Source organism: Streptomyces tritici, from assembly GCF_048500665.1.
Lineage (GTDB): Bacteria > Actinomycetota > Actinomycetes > Streptomycetales > Streptomycetaceae > Streptomyces > Streptomyces tritici.
Genome location: NZ_CP183183.1, coordinates 151,703 through 165,762 on the forward strand (window position 1 = coordinate 151,703; position 14,060 = coordinate 165,762).

A 14,060-nucleotide genomic window follows, 5' to 3' on the forward strand; every position below is an offset into this window, starting at 1 on the left:
GGGTGTGGAGCGGGGAGTACGGGGCCGGGTGCGCGCGCCAGGGGGTGGCCGGGGCGTGACGTCGTCCGCCCGGAGGGCGAGCCGGACGGGACGTTCCGGACACGCCGTGGAAGGGCGGGGCTGAGTGTTCCGGTTGTCGCCGCGTTCGTGGCTGATTCTGTCGGTCCCCGTCGTCGCGCTCGTCGCCTGGGGGCTGGTGCTGGCGTTCCCCGTCGAGCGCGGCCCGAAGCTGCCGCCGCTGCCCGCGGTGCCCCTGGCCGACCGGCCGCTGCCGGGCGGCGGCGTCGGGCAGTTGTCGCGGTGCCGGAAGGACGACGGGCCGCGGCCCGCCCCGAAGGGGCTGGGCGAGCGGGACGGGGATCCGCGGCTGGGGCTGGGCGGCTGGGCCGCGCAGTCCCCCGGCGCGAAGCAGCCCGGACGCACCACGTTCAAGGTCCACCTCGCCTTGAGCGTGCGCGGCGCCCCGCTCCTGCTGCCCGCGCCGCTCGCCCGGGGCGGGGTGACCGTCGACGTGTACGGCCCGCACGGCGAGGGCCGCCGCGCCTCGGCGCGCGGGCTCACGCCCCGCGTGAAGGACCCGGAGGACCCCGACCGGCTCCTGCCCGAACCCCGCTCCGGGGTGCACCGCGTCTCCCCCGGGGACGTGCTGTACCTGGAGGTGGAACTGCCCGCCGCGGCGCTCTGCCCCGGCTACGAGCTGATGACGGTCGGCTCGTGCTCCCCCGAGGGGACGAACGACGCCCAGGACTGCCCGGTGGTCACCGCCACGTTCACCGATCCGGCGATCCGCGCGTACCGGGCGGCGGCCACGGGCGAGCCCGCCGACCGGGTCAGCGACCGCCTCGTCACCGTGTCCTTCGAGCCGGAGCGCACGGAGACCTGAGCGACGCGCGGGGTCAGAGGTCGGCGACGAGGGCCGTGGCGTTGTCGGCGTGCGGCCCGGCGTGGGAGACGGCGGCCCGGACGAGGGCGCGGGCCGCCTGGTGCGGAGTGCCCGTCAGATACGCCGCCAGATCCAGGTCATGGTCCTCCAGGGGCTCGTAGCAGCCGTCGCTGGCCAGCAGCAGCCGGCCCTCGGCCGCCGCGGTGACGACGCCGATGGCCGGCGTGTCGCGGATGTCGCCGAGGTACGAGGTCACCGTGTTGCGCGCGTACGGCCCGGGGATCGCGCCGAGATCGATGAGGACCTGGCGCATGTTGTGGTCGGTGGTGAGGCGGACGAGCGGCAGCCCTTCGGGAGCGAGGTACGCGCGGGCGTCGCCGCACCAGGCGACGGAGAGCGGCGCGCCGGGCGCCTGGACGGCCACGACCGCGACGGCGGCGGGCAGATGCGCGGCCTTCCACGTGTCGCGGTCCGGCTCGGCGGCGGCGAGGGCGTGCACGGCCCGCAGCCCGGCCTCGGCCCCCTCGCGGGCGGCGGCGCGGGCGAGGCGGCGGGCGTACACCCGGGCCCAGTCGCGGACCTCGTCGGAGCTGCCGATGCCGTCGAGCAGGGCGTAGGAACGGGCGCCGCCGCCGGTGGAGTACGTGGCGGTCGCGTCGCACTGGTGCGAGCGGCCGCCGATCAGCTGTGCGGTCGCGTGAGTACGCATGACGCTCCCTGGTGGATGCGGGCTGCCCGCCCTCGGGGCACAGGACACAGGACAACTGTGTCATCCCCGGCATACGGGGAGCGTCAGCACGCCCGCCGCGCGGCGTCGCGGCGGGCGTGCCGGGTCTCGCGCCGGGTGCGAGCCGGGCCGCGTCGGGCCGTGGCGGGGGACACGCCGGGGCGTGCCGGGAGGACGCGCAGCCGCTGTCCGTCCGGCGACCGTTCGTCAGTCGACGAGTTCGCCGTCGCGGGCCACGATCCGGCCGCCGCGCACGACGAGGTCGCGCTGCGGCATGTCGACCACGCCCTGCGGCAGGCACTCGGCGCGGACGAGCACGAAGTCGGCCGGCGCGCCGGGCCGGAGGTCGGCGTGCGGCAGGTGCATGACGTCCGCGCCCCCGGGGGCCGCGGTGGTGTAACAGTCCATCAGCTCGTCGTCGAGGCGGACGTCGTCGACCCAGCCGAGGATGTGGGCGCGGTGGAGCATGTCGGCGTTGCCGAACGGGCTCCATGAGTCGCGCACCCCGTCGGAACCGAGGCCGACGGTCACGCCGTGCTCGCGCAGCCGCGCGATCGGCAGGACGAGGCTGCCGGAGTAGGCCACGGTGGTCAGGGCGATGTCGAGAGCGCCGAGGTCGGCGGCGATCGCGCCGAGGTCCTTGTCGGACAGGGCGGGCAGACAGAAGACGTGACTGACCGTCACCTTGCCGTGGAGGGAGAGGGCGCGGGTGCGGTCGATGATGGCGCGCAGCGTCGTGAGACCGGTCTCGCCGCGGTCGTGGAGGTGGATGTCGACGCCGATGCCGTGCCGGTCCGCGATGCCGAAGACGAGGTCGAGCTGCTCGTCGAGCGCCTTGTCGAAGCCGATCGGGTCGATGCCGCCGATCATGTCGACGACGCCGGAGCGGGCCGCCTCCTCCAGGAGTTCGGCCGTGCCGGGGGTGCGGACGACGCCGTGCTGCGGGAACGCCACGATCTGGACGTCGAGCGCGTGGCTCAGCCGCCGGCGGGCCTCGGCCAGGCCCTCGACGCCGGCCAGCTCGTAGGCGGGGGCGATGTCCGCGTGGGCGCGCATGGCGCGGGTGCCGCGGGTGACGGCGTGGGACATCAGACCGTACGCGCGGTCCGCGACCGAACGGGTCTGGGCGCGGAACAGCTCGACGTCCTGGGCGACGAAGTCGGCGAGGGAGCTCGCCGGCTTGCGCGACACCCACGAGCCGCCCCAGGTCGTCTTGTCGGGGTGGATGTGGGCGTCGATCAGGGACGGCAGGGCGATGCGGCCGCCGCCGTCGACGACATGCGCGGCGCGGGGCCCGCGGCGATGCGCCCGTCGACGACGACCAGGTCCACGGCCTTCGCCGCGCCGTGCGGGCGGACGTTCTTGAAGACGACCGGCCCACCGGGACGGCCGTTGCCCTGCCGGGCGTCGGCGCCGGTCGCGGCGCCGGGGGCCGCTCCGGCCGCGGCCCCCGTGCGGCTCGGCTGAGCGAGGTGGACGCGGTGCGCGCCGCGCCGTCCGCGGGGGCCGTCGCCGTGCCGCGCCTGCTGTTCTCCGCCACCTCGTCCGTCCTCCGTCCACCGGATCCCGCCTCCGGCGAGGATAGACGCCGCGTGGCGCCGGCCCCCGTACGGGAACCGGCGCCACGTCACACCTCCGGCGGCCGCCGGGTCAGGAAGCGTCCCGTACGGTGCCGGTGAGGGCCGGGCCGTGCTGCGGCTGCCACTCCTCGTCGTACGTGGTGAGCCGGACCCGTACCGTCTCGGCGGGCTCGCGCACCCGGTCGGCGATCGTCGGCACGCCGACGTCGGCGGTGAGCCGGCCGGCCGGCACGGAGACCCACAGGGACGCGCCCTCGCCGAGGCCGGACAGCGGCCGCGCCGGATCGGGCGACTGGCCGAACTGCTCGCCCAGCCAGACCGGGTCGACGTCCCGGGTGGACAGCTCCGTCCCCGAGGCGGCCGGCAGGAAGCCGAGGTCGCCCGTGAGGTCGACGTCCGCGGCCGCGGACAGCGTCATCCGCCAGACGAGCGGGCGGCCCTCGGTGACGTCGGACGCGACCGGCTTGAGGGTGACGGTCGGCATCGGGTCGTCGTCGCGGACGGTCAGCCCGCCGCGGTGGGCGCCGACGACCGCGCCCCGGACGGCCTTCACCAGCACGTCGTGGCGCGACCCGTAGCTGTAGCGGGTGTTGCCGCGCACGGTCACCGGCAGGTCGATGGTCGTGCCGCCCGCGCCGACGGTGACGAGCCGCGAGGTGTACGCGCCCTCGGTGCCGGGCTGCGGCACGAAGAGCCGGATCTGGCCGGTGCCGGACCCGGTCACGCGGACCGGGATGCGGTGGACGCGCTCGCCGGAGTCGCCCTCGGCGACGGTCGTGCGCCCGACGTCGACACGCGGCAGCACCGCGGGCCGGACGGCGGGCGTGCCGGGGCGCCAGCCCCAGGCGTCCATGAGCCAGGCCCGGCCGGCAGTGCCGTGCGGGGTCAGCTCCAGGGTCCGGATCCTGGTCAGGTCGAGTCCGGCCTCGCGCGCCTTCGCGAGCGGGACGCGGACCTCGCGCGCCCAGAAGGAGGCGGTGCGGTCGGTGCCGGGCAGCCCCTCGACGGCGTACCGGCCGAGGGCGGCGCGCCGGCCGGAGGCGTCGGCCAGGGCGACGTCGAACGCGGAGCCGGTGGCGTTCGGCGGCACGATCACCCGCAGGGCGAGCGCCTGGGCGGACGCCAGCGGGACGGGGGCGGCGGCGCGTACGGTGACGGGCCGTCCGGTCGTGGGCCGGGCGCCGGCCGGCGGGGTGGTCGTGCCGGGGGTGGGCCGGGGTCGCGGCCACACCATGGCGACGGCGTCGCGGCCGGGCTCCGGGCTCACCTCCCAGCCGGCGAAGTGCGGCGACTGTCCCTGGTCCCCGGAGGGCAGGCAGGCGCGGGCCGGCTCGGCGGCGATCTGGGCGCAGAGCCGTCCGGCGCCGTTCACCTTGAGGTCCGGGCCGGACAGGAAGGCGGCGGTGCGGTGCGCGCCGACGGCGTGGGTGAGGACCCGGGCGGGCCCCGCCGAGGGGGCGCGGCGGCCGGTGCCGTCCAGCAGCGGGCGGACCTTGTCGTCGCCCGCGACGAACAGCCGGGCGGCGGCCGCGATGTACGTGGCGCCGGCGGTCTGCTGCTGGGCGGCGGTCAGCCGGGTGGGGGTGCCGGGCGAGCAGACCTTGTCGGGCGTGTCGTCGGACCAGAAGTCGTCGTCCGCGGGGGCCTCGGCCTGGCCGGGGGTCCACTCGGTGTTGAAGAAGTTGTGGTTGGCGCCGACGACGTACGCCGCGCTGTGCAGGGCCGCGCCGGTGCTGACGCCGCGCGTGCCGTCGGCGTAGATCTGGCCCTGGAGGTCGGAGACGTCGCCGTCGCAACCGGGCAGCAGGGTCAGGGACGGGACGTCGGGGGCCGGGTTGTGGCCGAAGACGGTGGGGCCGATCAGGACGTTGCCGCGGATCGTCCAGCGGGCCGCGCCCGGTGCGCCGTCCTGGTCGGCGGGCGGCGCGTACACGCTGTCGAGGGCGGCGCGGTTGACGCCCTCGCCGCCCCGGGAGTGGCCGACGAGCAGGACGCGCGTCAGGTCGGCCGGCGCGACGGAGCGTACGGCGGCGGGGGCGGCGGCCGGGTCGGCGGCCCAGTCCGCCCAGCGGGAGAGGTGCTGCCGCACGAGGGAGGAGCGGGCCTGGGCGCCGCCGTCCTCGGCGACGTCGTCCTGGCCGTTGATGCCGTTGGCGGAGACGGACAGGGTCACGTACCCCTGGGAGGCCAGGAGTTGCTGGCTCTGCCGGTAACCGCGGTGGCCGGGCACGGGCTTGAAACCGGACGGGCAGGGCCAGCCCATGGCCCGTTCGCCGTCGGCGGCGAAGCAGGTGTAGTGGCGGCCGTGCAGGAAGAGGGCGACGGGGCGCTTGCCGGGGGCGTCGGTCGGGCCGACGACGTGGGCGCGCATCTCGACCGGGTTCGGGAAGCCGGGCAGCCGGACGGCGGGGAGGTCGTACTCGCCGGCGGCGGTGCGGTACGTGCCCGGGAGGCCCGGGTCGACGTCGTTGGCCGGGAGCGGGGCCTGCTGCCGCGGGACGCCGGGAGCGCCGAAGCCCGAACGCGGCGGCGGGGTCGGGGCGTTCGCGTCGAGGCGGCGGCCGGCGGCGACCACGCGCAGGTCGCCGGGCGCGCCCGCCTCGGCGCCGGTCAGCGGGAGCCGGAAGGTCCGGCCGTCGGGGGCCGCCTGGGGGCGGCCGAGCAGGCGGTCGCCGCTGTGGAACTCGATGCGCGCGTCGCCCATCGGCACGCGTTTCGGCGCGGTCCAGACGAGCTGCCGCTCGCCGCCGGTCCCCGTGGTGATCCGCCATCCCTTCGGGAGGTTCGTCGCGGCGGACCCGAGGGGCGGGGGCTCGGGCGCCGGCTGTGCGAACGCCGGCGCGGGCGCCGCCGTCGCCAGTGCGAGCAGGGCCACCGCGGTGGCAGCCGCACGTGTCACACGTATCAAGATGGGGTTCCTCGTCCTCGGTCTCGTCGGGGCGCGCCTGTTCCCCCGGCGCCCCTCTCCTTCCGGGAGATGACGCGGGCCGGGACGCGGTTGCCTCACGCGGCGGGCAGGAAGCGGAATCCGACGGTCGGAGAGACCATCGCGCTTGTCACGCAAGCCGGTTGACGGTCCGTCGTCGGCCAGGCGTGGCCGGATGCCCCTCCTTGCCGGGCGCGGGGCCGCGGGTCAGACTGCGGCCGACGACCCGCGGGGTCCGCTCCCGTCGCCCGAAGGAGACCGCCGTGACGCAGTCCGAGACTCCCCTCGTCCTCGACCCCACCGGCGTCGGCCGGCACGTCGAACACCGGCTGCTCAACGCGCGGGGCGGCGCCGCACGGGTCGACGTGCTCGGCGTGACGGCCTGGGCGGTCTCCGATCCCGTGCTCCTGAAGCGGCTGCTCACCAGCCCCGACGTCTCCAAGGACGCCCGCGCGCACTGGCCCGCGTTCGAGGAGGTCGTGCAGACCTGGCCGCTCGCCCTGTGGGTCGCGGTGCGGAACATGTTCACGGCGTACGGGGCGGACCACCGGCGGCTGCGCCGGCTGATCGCCCCCGCCTTCGCCGCCCGCCGGGTGGCCGCGCTGCGCGGCACGGTCGAGGACCTCGCCGCGGACCTGCTGGACGCCCTGGCCGCCGTACCGCCCGGGGAGACGGTGGACCTGCGGGCGACGTTCGCGCGGCCGCTGCCGATCGCGGTGATCGGCCTCCTGATGGGCGTCCCGGCGGAGCAGCGGCGGGACTTCGGCGGACTGGTCGACGCGGTCTTCGACACGACGTTGACGCACGAGGAGCAGACGGCGAACACGGCTCGCCTGTACGGGGCCTTGGAGGCGCTCGTCGCCGCGAAGCGGGCCTCGCCGGGCGACGACATGACGTCGCTGCTGATCGCGGCACGGGACGACGAGGGCGAGGGCGAGGCGAAGGGCTCCGGACTCACCGACGCCGAACTGCTCGACACGCTGCTGCTGATGATCAGCGCCGGGTACGAGACGACCGTGAACGTCATCGACCAGGCGATCACCGCCCTGCTGCTCGACCCGGATCAGCTCCGCCATGTCCGGGCGGGGCGGGCGGACTGGACGGACGTCGTCGAGGAGACGCTGCGTCACGAGCCGGCCGTCGCCCATCTGCCGCTGCGCTACGCCGTCACCGACATCGCGCTGCCCGACGGGCGGCGGATCGCGGCGGGCGAGGCGATCCTCGCCTCGTACGCCGCCGCCAACCGGCATCCCGAGTGGCACGGCCCGGACGCCGACGACTTCGACGTGACGCGGCTGAACACGGACCACCTCGCCTTCGGCCACGGGGTGCATTTCTGCCTCGGTGCGCCACTGGCGCGGCTGGAGGTCGCCACGGCGCTGCGGGCGCTCTTCGAGCGCTTCCCCGACGCCGAACTGGCCGTCACCCCGGAGGAGTTGCGGCCGCTGCCCTCGCTGATCAGCAACGGGCACCAGACGCTGCCGGTCCGGCTCCGGCCGCGCAGGGGCCCTGACGCGGGCTGAACCGCCGTCCCTATGATCGCCGCATGACCGGCATCTCTCCGCGGCACGCCACGCTCCTGGCGGCGCTGTCCCTGCTCGCCGCCGGGTGCGGGCTCTCGGCCGAACTCGACCGCGAGGCCGACCCGGCCCGTACGGCGGCGGCGCTGCGGCCCTCCCCGGCCGCGCCGTCCTCCGCCGCCCCCGGCGCCGTCGGCACGCCCCCGGCGCCGGCGGCGAGCCCCGCCGGCTGCCCCGCCACGGGCGTGCGGGTGACGACGGGTGCGGTGAACGCGGCGATGGGCCTGCGCGCCATGCCGGTGACGCTCACGAACTGCGGCGGCACGCACCGGAAGGTGAACGGCTACCCGGACGTCCGCGTGCGCGACGTCGAGCGCCGCCCCATGGACGTCACGGTCCTCAAGGGCCCGGGTCCGATCACCACGCTCGACGACCCCGGCCCCCGCCCGGTGACCCTGCGGCCCGGCGAGGCGGCGCGCAGCGTGTTCGTCTGGCGGTACGCGGCCGTGGACCCGGCGGACCTCCACGGCAGCGGCGTGTACGTCGAGATCGCCCCGGCCGTCGGCGAGGCCCGGCAGACGGTGCAGCCGGAGGGCGGCCTCGACATCGGCACCACGGGGCTGCTCGGCACGACCGCCTGGCAGAAGGTCGTGGAGTAGGGCCGCCCGCAGATCCCCCCGCGATCAGGCCGCGCGGGGATCTGCGGGCGGCCTGATCGCGGGGGTCTGCGGGCGGCCTGATTAGGCTGAGCGCTTCACACCGCACACCCCGAGGAGCACACCCATGCCCGTTCGAGCCGGCGCGCCGTCCGATCTCGAGACCCTGACGGCCTGGTGGCGGACGCTGGGCGGGGACGGGTTCGTGGTGCTGGCCCCGCCGAGGCGGGGCCGGGAGTTGCAGGAGGACGGGCATGTGGAGGCCGCCGACCTGTGCGCGGAGCGGGGCCTGGACGAGGCGACCTCGTTCGCGTACTGGCTGTGGCCGTCCCACAAGGCGGCCTTCGACCGCTCCGGGACGCTGACCGGCGAGCTGCTGCTGCACTGGGGCGGGGACCACGCGGCCGTCGCCGCCGGGCTCGGTCCGGTGCCGGAGGGGTACCGGCTGGTCGACGCGGGGCCCCGACAGGCCTTCCGGCTGGACCTCGTGACGCGCCGGGACGCGGACGGGCTGCCCGACCCGGAGGACCCGGCCGGCGTACGGCAGTTCCTCGCCCGGCTCGGCGCACCGCTCGACGCGAGCCTGCGGCCGCCGCGGTACGCGCCGCTCACCGGCGCGGAGGCCGGCTGGCTGCACGAGCGGCTGCGCGGGCCGGTGGACCTGCCCGCCGCCGCGCGGTACGCCCTCGCCCTGGAGCACCGGGACGCGCTCACCGCCGACGAGGCGTCCCGGCTGCTGGAGGCGTGGCGGGGCGCGTACGAGGGCCGGCTCGCCGAGTGGACGGGCTGGTCCGGTGTGCTGCGCGCCCTGCTGCGCCACGGGCACCCGGACGCCTGGGACACGGCGGCCGCCGTGGGGTACCGGGCGTCCGCCGTGGTCGCCGAGGTGCCGTCCGCGCGCGGGCTGGAGTTCGTCCGCGAGCGGGCCCTCGCCGGCGACCTCCTGGCGGTCGCGCCCTGGCTGCGGCTGCGCCACGCGCTGGGCGAGCCGGACTGGTCGGCGGCCGCGGCCGCCGTCGCGGCGGAGCTCGCCGGTCCGGACGCCCCGGAGGGCGCGCTGCGGTCGCTGGCCGTGGCGCTCGCCGCGGCCGCGACGGACGAGTGGCGCGGGGCCTCGGGTGTCGGCCACCACGAGAGCCGGGCCTTCACGTCTCTCGCGCGGCTCCGCTTCAGCACCGACGAGCGGCTCCCCCGCGCACTGCGCGTGCTGATCGCGTCGACGGCGGGCGAACGGCTCGGCCACGTCCGCGAGGAGGCCCTCCGGCTCGGCCCGGCCTACGAGGACCTCACCGGCACGAAGACCGAGGACGCGCTCGCCGTCGCGGACCGGTACGAGGCCGCCCGGGACGACCTGCTCGCGGGCACCGGTCCCGACCTCACGGACCTGAGCGCACTGACCTCCGCCTGGCACCGGTACCGGACGCCGAGCGAGCCGGACGTGGAGTGGCTGCGCGCCCGAGTGGCCGACGGGCGCACCGGCATGGAGGGGCTCGGCTTCTGCCTGGAGCTGCTGTACGCCCACGGCCTCGCGGGCGCCGCCGAGGTCGACGCGCTGGTGCCGCGCTGGAAGAAGACGCTCACCAAGCAGTACCGGACGACGTACACCGAGTGGCGGCACCCGCTGGTCACGCTGACCTGCCTGGCCCAGGAGCTCGGCCACCCGGTCGCCGGGGAACTGCTCGCCTGGTGGGCGAAGCCCAAGCCGCTGTGGAAGAACGACCTGCGGCTGCTCACCCACCTCGGCGCGCCGGACGAGGCGAAGGCGGACGAGCTGTGGCGGTTCGTCACCGGCCGCGGCCACGACACCGGCCATCTGCTGACGTGGGTCCTGCTGCGCGCCCGGCTGGACGGCGTGCACCCGCTGCTCGTCGCCGACCGTCTGGTGGCGGCCGGGGAGCTGCCCGACCACGCGCTGAAGCGCGCGCTGCTCGGGGCGGCCGATCCGGCGCAGCCGCTGTGGCATTACAGCGTCGACGACGGCTCCCTGTCGTGGTGGCTGCGGGCGCGGGAGGTCGCCGAGGACGCCCGGCTCTCCGCCGGGGCCCGGGAGATGGCGCTCGCCGTCGCCCGCGCCCACTGCCTGGTCCGGGCCCCCGAGCGGGCCCGCCCCGCGCCGACCGAGGCGGAGGTCGCGCGGGCGCGAGCCTGGCTGGGCCTGCACGACGGGGCGTGAGGGCGTATCCGTCCGTCCGTCAGGTGCGCGCCGGGTCGGCGGTGCCGGTCGGCGTCGCGCCGTCAGGTGCGCGCCGGGTCGGCGGTGCCGGTCGCGGCCAGGGCGGGCAGCGGGGGCGGGGGCAGGGCGTGCGGGCCGGCGGGGACGTGGACGGCGCTCGGGGCGCCCGACTCGACGTCGGCGAGCAACTGGCGCAGCGCGGCGGTGCCGTCGGGCTCGGGCAGCCGCTCGTCCAGGCCGGCGAGGGCGCGCCGGGCACGCCGCCAGGCCCGGCTGCTGCGGCCCTCGCTGTGGTCGACGAAGGCGCGGGCGTAGCGGGCGACCAGACAGGCCCAGGCGTCGGAGCGGATGCCGGGCTGGCGCAGGGCCCGGCGCGCGGTGCGGCGGGCGGCCTCGGGGGCGTGGCCGGCCAGGGTGACGGCGAGGGCGGCGAGGCTGACGGCGGGCGACAGTCCGCCGGGGGCCGAGGGCGGGATGGTGTCGGCGGCGGCCCGGAAGCAGTCGGCGGCGCGTTCGGGGTCGCCGCCGTAGAGGGCCAGGAGGCCCTGGACGTGGGCGATGCGTCCGACGGTGGCGTCGTCGCCGGCGAGGACGGCCGGCGGCCAGGCGCGCCGCAGGAGTTCGGCCGCCTCCTCGGGGCCGCCGGCGGCGCCGAGCCAGGCGGCGAGCCACATGCCGCGGGCGGTGAGCGGACTGTCGGGGCGGCAGAGCGGCAGGAGGTGCGTCAGGTGCCGGCGGCCCTCGTCGCGGGCGTCGTACACCACCCACCAGAACCACAGGTCGAGCAGGGTCTCCAGGGCGGCCTCGGCGCGGTCGGGCTGCTGCGGGGCGTGCGCGAGCGCGGCGCGCAGGTCCTCGGCCTCGTCCTGGAGGAGGAGGACGGCCTGCCGCTGGCTGCCGGTGCTCCACAGGCTCTCGGCGACGGCGGCGGTGCGCTGGACGTGGATGGCACGGCGTTCGGCGGCGACCTCGGACTCGCGGGCGGCGGCGAGCCGTTCGCGGCCGAAGTCGCGGGCGGCGGCCGTCATGCGGTAGCGCGGTTCGCGGATGCCGCCGGGGTCGCGTTCGTGGGTGAGGACGCCGACGGCGGCGAGCCGGGCGAGGCAGGCGGCGGCGCGGGAGGCGTCGAGGCCGCCGCCGGAGCAGACGAAGACGGCGGTGGACTCGTCGAACGCGCCGGCGAGGATGCTGGCCCGGCCCCAGGCGATCCGTTCCTCCCGGTCGCACACGACGTAGGCGGCGGCGAGGGCGTCGCGCAGGGACCGGTGGCGGGGCAGGGCGGCGTGCGGGATGCTCAGCCAGACCTGGTGGCCTTCGAGGCGGTGCGCCAGGTCGGTGGCGTCGTGGCGGTCGAGCTGGGCGGCGGCGAGTTCGACGGCGAGCGGCAGGCCGTCGAGGGCGCGGCAGATGTCGGTGGCGGCGCCCAGGTCGACGGAGCCGGCGTCGACGCCGGCGGCGCGCGCCCCGGCGAGGAACAGTTCGACGGCGGGGGCGAGGCGGCGGCCGGGGGCCGGTTCCACGGCGAGGGGCGCGGGGCGGAGCACGGCCTCGCCGCCCAGGCCGAGGGGTTTGCGGGCGGTGACGAGGACCCGCAGGGACGGCACGTGCTCCAGGAGGGTCTGGACGAGTCCGACGCACTCGGTGTGCACGGGGTCGATGTCGTCGAGGACGAGCAGGACGTCGGTGTCGCGCCAGTGCGCGGCGAGGACCCGGACGTCGGGCCGCCCGGCGGGGCGGGCCGCGGCCGGCGCGCCGGGGCGGGGACCGGGCCGGCGGGACGCGGCGCCGCTCGGGCGGGGCCGGCGGCTGCCGGTGGCCGCGTCGAGGACGGCGGCGGCGAGTGCGCCGGGCGCGCCGGGGCGGGTGCCGCGCCAGTGGACGAGCACGATGCGCCGCCCCCGGGGGCGCGCCGTCCGCGCCGGGCGTCCGACCCGCGGCGCGGGCCCCGCGCCGGCCGCGCGTACGGTCGCGGCGAGCCGGCTCTTGCCGATGCCGACCGGACCGGCGAGCGTGACGAGGCGGTGCCGTTCCAGGAGCCGGCGCAGCTCCGCGGTGTCCTCGTCCCTGCCCACCAGGCCGTGCGGCGCCCTCTGCCCGCGCTGCGGTGTCCCCACGTGTGCCACTCCCCGTGCTGTGCCTCGCGTCGACGATCAGTGACGCCACCTCTGCAGAACCGTCACTGCACGGGCGTCACGGCAACCCCAACGCCGCAGCGGCCCGGGGGGTGTCGTCCGCACGCCGAGGACCACTCGTGTCACGGATTGCCCGAACGTCCGACCGATTGGCCCGCCCCCTACACTTGAAGAGTTCTTCAATTCGTCAGCTGGAGGGGTGTCGTGAGCACGTTCGGCGAAGCGGTGCGGCAGCGGGTCCGTGCGGCGCGCTCCCGGCTGGAGGAGGCGCGGGCGGCCGGCGACGCGTACGACGCGGCCCTGGCCGAGGACGAACTGGACGACGCGCTGCGGCTGGCCCGCAAGCACGGCATCGACCCGGACGCGCCGGGCGACGCCGGAGCCGGCGGCGCGGGCGGCGCCGGCTCGGCCGAGGAAGAGGTGGGTGAGGCGTGAAGGCGGTGCCGGTTCCGCTCTACCAGGCGAAGGCGGAGTTCTTCCGGATGCTGGGGCACCCGGTGCGCATCCGCGTGCTCGAACTGCTCCAGGACGGGCCGATGCCCGTGCGCGATCTGCTCGCGGCGATCGAGATCGAGCCGTCGAACCTCTCGCAGCAGCTGGCCGTGCTGCGCCGCTCGGGCATCGTGACGGCCACCCGCGAGAGCTCCACGGTGGTGTACGAGCTGGCCGGCGGCGACGTCGCCGAGCTCCTCGCCGCCGCCCGGCGGATCCTGTCCGACCTGCTCGCCGGGCAGCAGGAACTGCTGGCCGAACTGCGCACCCCCGAACCCCGGGACGGCCGATGAGCCCCGCACCGGGACGACCGACGACGAACGAGAACGAAGACGAGGACACGGGCATGACGGAGCAGGAGAGCGCACGGGCGAAGGACGTCGAGCGCTGGAAGGAGCGCGGGGTGATGCTGCGCGTCTTCGTGTACGTCTTCGCCACGCACGCCTTCGCCGGGTTCGTGTGGCTGCTCTTCTACGTCGGGCAGAACGCCCAGAAGTAGGCCCCGGACCGGGAAGCGGACGCGGGCCCTCACTCCGGCCAGGCGTCGCTGCGCCACTCCCGCTGCTCCTGGCCGCAGTCCTCGTGCGCGGCCAGCGCCGCGGCGAGGTCGGTGTGGACCTTCACCGGCGGTCCCGCCCCGTCCGGGACGAGGGAGCCCTCGGGGACGGCCGCGAGTTCGAGGGACCGCCCCTCGGCGGCGAGCCGCCGCGCCGCCTCGGCGACCGCGAGCTGACCCGTCTCCGACCAGCCCCGCAGCTCGGCCAGGTCCAGGATCACCGGCCCCTTCCCCCGGGCCAGCGCCCAGCCCACGGCCCCGGTGAACCGCGGCACCGCGGCCGCGCCCAGGTGCCCGGCGAGGGAGAGCACGCCGAGCCCGGTGCGGGTGGTGTAGCGCCATTCGAGCGTCATCGCGTCGCCTCCGTCCGCCGTGTGCGCTCCCCCTCCACTCGACCACGGACGCCGGTGGCCTG

The 14,060-nt window shown here is 77.0% G+C and carries 11 protein-coding genes and 1 pseudogene; 7 read left to right on the top strand and 5 right to left on the bottom strand.

Annotated elements, in window-relative coordinates; genetic code table 11:
- Window positions 1–133: 133 nt before the first annotated feature.
- A complete protein-coding gene (locus ACNJ93_RS00810; RefSeq protein ID WP_418955332.1) occupies window positions 134–883 on the top strand; it encodes a hypothetical protein in 750 nt (249 codons plus the stop codon).
- Between the two features lie 13 nt (window positions 884–896).
- Here ACNJ93_RS00810 and ACNJ93_RS00815 read toward each other — a convergent pair whose 3' ends face one another.
- The 3 genes and pseudogenes from ACNJ93_RS00815 to ACNJ93_RS00825 form a co-directional block, all read right to left on the bottom strand.
- Window positions 897–1,592 carry a PP2C family protein-serine/threonine phosphatase gene (locus ACNJ93_RS00815; RefSeq protein WP_418955333.1) on the bottom strand — a complete coding sequence of 232 codons (696 nt, stop codon included), beginning with the start codon at window positions 1,590–1,592 and terminating at the stop codon, window positions 897–899.
- A 225-nt stretch (window positions 1,593–1,817) separates the two neighbouring features.
- A pseudogene (locus tag ACNJ93_RS00820) lies at window positions 1,818–3,064 on the bottom strand (amidohydrolase); the annotation flags it as partial.
- 196 nt (window positions 3,065–3,260) lie between these two features.
- Window positions 3,261–6,098: a hypothetical protein gene (locus ACNJ93_RS00825; protein ID WP_418955334.1), complete on the bottom strand. Its 2,838-nt coding sequence runs from the start codon at window positions 6,096–6,098 to the stop codon at window positions 3,261–3,263.
- 281 nt (window positions 6,099–6,379) lie between these two features.
- Between ACNJ93_RS00825 and ACNJ93_RS00830 the strand changes: the two genes are divergently transcribed.
- The 3 genes from ACNJ93_RS00830 (at window position 6,380) to ACNJ93_RS00840 (ending at window position 10,465) form a co-directional block, all read left to right on the top strand.
- On the top strand, window positions 6,380–7,639 hold the full coding sequence (locus tag ACNJ93_RS00830; protein ID WP_418955335.1) for a cytochrome P450 family protein: 1,260 nt from the start codon (window positions 6,380–6,382) through the stop codon (window positions 7,637–7,639).
- Between the two features lie 23 nt (window positions 7,640–7,662).
- Window positions 7,663–8,295, top strand: a complete 633-nt coding sequence (locus ACNJ93_RS00835; RefSeq protein WP_418955336.1) for a DUF4232 domain-containing protein — start codon at window positions 7,663–7,665, stop codon at window positions 8,293–8,295.
- Between the two features lie 124 nt (window positions 8,296–8,419).
- A complete protein-coding gene (locus tag ACNJ93_RS00840; RefSeq protein ID WP_418955337.1) occupies window positions 8,420–10,465 on the top strand; it encodes a hypothetical protein in 2,046 nt (681 codons plus the stop codon).
- A 62-nt stretch (window positions 10,466–10,527) separates the two neighbouring features.
- On the opposite strand, the gene ACNJ93_RS00845 is transcribed toward ACNJ93_RS00840, so the two are convergent.
- Entirely contained in the window at window positions 10,528–12,579 is a 2,052-nt protein-coding gene (locus ACNJ93_RS00845; RefSeq protein ID WP_418955338.1) for an ATP-binding protein, read from the bottom strand.
- 222 nt (window positions 12,580–12,801) lie between these two features.
- On the opposite strand from ACNJ93_RS00845, the gene ACNJ93_RS00850 reads away from it, so the two are divergent.
- From ACNJ93_RS00850 to ACNJ93_RS00860, 3 genes are read left to right on the top strand one after another with little or no spacing between them, the layout of a single operon-like run.
- Window positions 12,802–13,032 carry a hypothetical protein gene (locus ACNJ93_RS00850; RefSeq protein ID WP_418955339.1) on the top strand — a complete coding sequence of 77 codons (231 nt, stop codon included), beginning with the start codon at window positions 12,802–12,804 and terminating at the stop codon, window positions 13,030–13,032.
- A 5-nt stretch (window positions 13,033–13,037) separates the two neighbouring features.
- On the top strand, window positions 13,038–13,382 hold the full coding sequence (locus ACNJ93_RS00855) for an ArsR/SmtB family transcription factor (RefSeq protein WP_418961274.1): 345 nt from the start codon (window positions 13,038–13,040) through the stop codon (window positions 13,380–13,382).
- Between the two features lie 53 nt (window positions 13,383–13,435).
- Complete coding sequence (locus ACNJ93_RS00860) at window positions 13,436–13,588, top strand: DUF6126 family protein (RefSeq protein ID WP_418955340.1); 153 nt, start codon at window positions 13,436–13,438, stop codon at window positions 13,586–13,588.
- A gap of 29 nt (window positions 13,589–13,617) precedes the next feature.
- Here the strand turns inward: ACNJ93_RS00860 and ACNJ93_RS00865 are convergent, their stop codons facing one another.
- Window positions 13,618–13,998 carry an STAS domain-containing protein gene (locus tag ACNJ93_RS00865; RefSeq protein WP_418955341.1) on the bottom strand — a complete coding sequence of 127 codons (381 nt, stop codon included), beginning with the start codon at window positions 13,996–13,998 and terminating at the stop codon, window positions 13,618–13,620.
- Between the last annotated feature and the right edge of the window lie 62 nt (window positions 13,999–14,060).

What these genes read in the sequence shown, in the direction of transcription:
- ACNJ93_RS00860 (WP_418955340.1), top strand. Translation starts at nt 13,436, where the DNA reads ATGACGGAGCAGGAGAGCGCACGGGCGAAGGACGTCGAGCGCTGGAAG.
- ACNJ93_RS00840 (WP_418955337.1), top strand. Translation starts at nt 8,420, where the DNA reads ATGCCCGTTCGAGCCGGCGCGCCGTCCGATCTCGAGACCCTGACGGCC.
- ACNJ93_RS00865 (WP_418955341.1), bottom strand. Translation starts at nt 13,998, where the DNA reads ATGACGCTCGAATGGCGCTACACCACCCGCACCGGGCTCGGCGTGCTC.
- ACNJ93_RS00835 (WP_418955336.1), top strand. Translation starts at nt 7,663, where the DNA reads ATGACCGGCATCTCTCCGCGGCACGCCACGCTCCTGGCGGCGCTGTCC.
- ACNJ93_RS00815 (WP_418955333.1), bottom strand. Translation starts at nt 1,592, where the DNA reads ATGCGTACTCACGCGACCGCACAGCTGATCGGCGGCCGCTCGCACCAG.